Annotated in this window: 4 protein-coding genes; all 4 read right to left on the bottom strand. The window is 61.5% G+C overall.

Annotated elements, in window-relative coordinates; all coding sequences use genetic code 11:
- Positions 1-422: precorrin-2 C(20)-methyltransferase (cobI, locus tag GXX34_08235; protein ID HHW07494.1), on the bottom strand; the 422-nt coding region annotated here is incomplete at its 3' end.
- A gap of 1 nt (position 423) precedes the next feature.
- Positions 424-1,020 carry a precorrin-6Y C5,15-methyltransferase (decarboxylating) subunit CbiT gene (cbiT, locus tag GXX34_08240; protein HHW07495.1) on the bottom strand — a complete coding sequence of 199 codons (597 nt, stop codon included), beginning with the start codon at positions 1,018-1,020 and terminating at the stop codon, positions 424-426.
- Positions 1,007-1,636: a precorrin-6y C5,15-methyltransferase (decarboxylating) subunit CbiE gene (gene cbiE / locus GXX34_08245; protein HHW07496.1), complete on the bottom strand. Its 630-nt coding sequence runs from the start codon at positions 1,634-1,636 to the stop codon at positions 1,007-1,009. The genes cbiT and cbiE overlap by 14 nt, the downstream gene beginning before the upstream one ends.
- Positions 1,621-2,687: cobalamin biosynthesis protein CbiD (cbiD, locus tag GXX34_08250; protein HHW07497.1), on the bottom strand; the 1,067-nt coding region annotated here is incomplete at its 5' end. The genes cbiE and cbiD, both read right to left, overlap by 16 nt.

A 2,687-nucleotide genomic window follows, 5' to 3' on the forward strand; every position in this document is an offset into this window, starting at 1 on the left:
AGGAGGCGGGCCGCCGCGGCGGCAAAGGACATGATACCGGGAACGACCTCCACGGCCAGGGAGGGTTCCCGGGCGGTGACTCCCTTGACTAAGTAACCAAAGGTACTGTACAAGGACGGGTCACCCAGGGTAAGGAAAGCCACGTCCAGATCCTGCCGCAAGAAAGCCAGCACTTCCCGGGCGGCCTGTTCCCAGGCCTGTTCCAGCGCTTCCCGGTCCTCCGTCATGGGCATCACCAGCTCCGCCACCCTGGTACCGGGAGCCAAGTACCGCCGCGCGATTTGATAAGCGATGCTGGCCTGCCCCGGCCTGGCTTTCGGTACGGCCACTACCGGTACCTTTTGCAAGACATGCACGGCTTTTACCGTAATGAGTTCCGCATCACCCGGTCCTACACCGATGCCCCATAGTTTTCCGGCCATGTCATACCTCCAACGTCAATGTAATGATGTGCACGGGATTTAAAGCTTTCCACATGTGATAGCTGCCTATCTCCTCCAGCCGGGATACACTGACCGTCACCGCCTCCGCTCTTAAACCGTGAGCCTTGGCGAACCCAAGACCGGTCGCCAGGGTTTCTACGGTAATGGCATCCATGACGATCCTACCCCCCGGGTGCAGCTGGGTCAGGCTCTTTTGCAGGATTTCCTCCAGCCGCCCGCCGCTGCCGCCGATAAAAACGGTATGGGCCAAGGGCAAATGCTCCAGCCCGTCGGGAGCTTCCGCCGGAATAACCTGCAAATTGGACACCCCGAAGCGCTCTTTGTTTTGCTCAATCAGGGCCACCGCCGCCGGGTTTTTCTCGTAGGCAAAGACCTGGCCGCGGCAGGCCAGCAGAGCCGCTTCAATGGCGATGGAGCCCGTACCGGATCCCAGGTCATAGACCACGGCCCCGGGAAACAGTTTTCCCTTGGCTAAAGCCACCGTGCGAATCTCCTCTTTGGTCATGGGCACCGGCCCCCGGATGAAGCATTCATCCGGGATGCCCGGCGCTAAAGTTTTCCGGTCATGGGGTATCATCAGGCTCGATCACCACCACTGTATTACCCAGGTCTGGCACCTGATCCAGTTCTGCCACGGCCAGGGTCACAATTTCTTCATCAGGATAGGTCAGATTGCGGCAAAGATGAACCTTAAACGGGCCGTAGGGTGCCAGCATCCCTTGGAGCTCCCGGCCGCCGGTCCGGCTGTCCACCAGTAAACCAATGGGCTGCCCCGAGGTTACATAAGACGAAAGATTATCGATCTTCCTGCCGTGGAGACTCAACAGGTGAGCTTCCTGCCAGGGCAGCCCCAACCGGGCAAAGGCCACCTGCACCGAACTAATCCCCGGGATGACCTCCATGTCCTCCGGCGGGAGATGGCGGCGCAGGTAGTTCAACAAGCTGTAAAAGCCGGGATCACCGCTGACCAGCACCCCCACCGTTTCCCAGGCGGCACGGTTTTGCAACAAAGGGATGAGGCTCGCCAGGTCGCCGGTCAAGACATGAACTTGTTTTCCCGCCAGCTCGAATAACTGCAAGGCCCTGGGGTGACCGATTACCACCCGGCAAGTTTGCACCGCCCGCCGGGCCGCCGGCAGCAAGTAATCAGGGCTGCCCGGCCCGATACCGATCACTTTCACGGGATTTGCCATTGGATCTCCCTCCCAATCATGGATGCCGCCGGACCCAGGCCAAGGAGTTCCCCTTGGCTGCCGGTCAGCACTATGCCCACCTGCACCGCTGCATCCCGGAGATACCGGCGGCACTTTCTTTCCCCGGCACCGGCCAGCAGGGAAAAAACTTCCTCGTAACCCCGGGATTTGATTAGGGCCACCGCCCCATCCGTCGTGGGCTGCCCCAGTATCTCCCGCAAGAATCCGGGAGGAGCTCCCAGGACACCCAGCCAGGCGGCCATGGTTTCCAACCGCCCGTCGGAGACCCTGTTGTGGGTATGAAAACTCCCGCCGGCCACTTTCACCAGCTTGCCGATATGCCCTAAGAGCAAGATGGATTGAAATCCTTCCGCCGCCGCCGCTTCCAGCATGGAGCCGACGAAATTGCTCACCTGGGCTACCATATCCTCCGGCACGGCGAATCGCTCCACGGCGGTTTTTGCCCCGGCACGGCCGGGCACCATAACGATGGTGGAAAAACCCAAAGCCTTAACCTGCTTGACCCGGCCCACCAGGGACGCTTTGAACCGCTCTTCCGACATGGGTTCCACAATCCCGGTGGTCCCCAGGATGGATATGCCGCCGGTGATCCCCAGCTGGGGATTCATGGTTTTCTTGGCGGCTGCCTCACCGCCGGGGACGGAGATTTCCACCAGGGCTCCCGCATCACCCAGCACCTCCGCCACGTTCTCAAGGATCATCCGGCGGGGGACAGGGTTAATGGCCGGTTCTCCGGGAGGCACCGGCAAACCAGGTTTTGTCACGAGCCCCACCCCGGGCCCACCCGTCACCTCAATGCCGGTACCGGGCTTCCACCAAACCTTAGCTACGATGGATAGACCGTGGGTGCTGTCCGGGTCATCCCCACCGTCTTTCACGACGACGGCCATGGCTCCCCCGGCCAGGGGTTCGTTTTGCACCAGCGGGACCATGAGTTGTTGACCGCCCGGCAGCTTAACCCGGACCCGGTCCTGTTTCCGGCCGGTGGCCAAAAGCAGCGCCGCCCCCTTGGCGGCGGCCGCCGCACAGG

It is taken from the genome of Clostridia bacterium, from assembly GCA_012840125.1.
GTDB lineage: Bacteria > Bacillota > DULZ01 > DULZ01 > DULZ01 > DULZ01.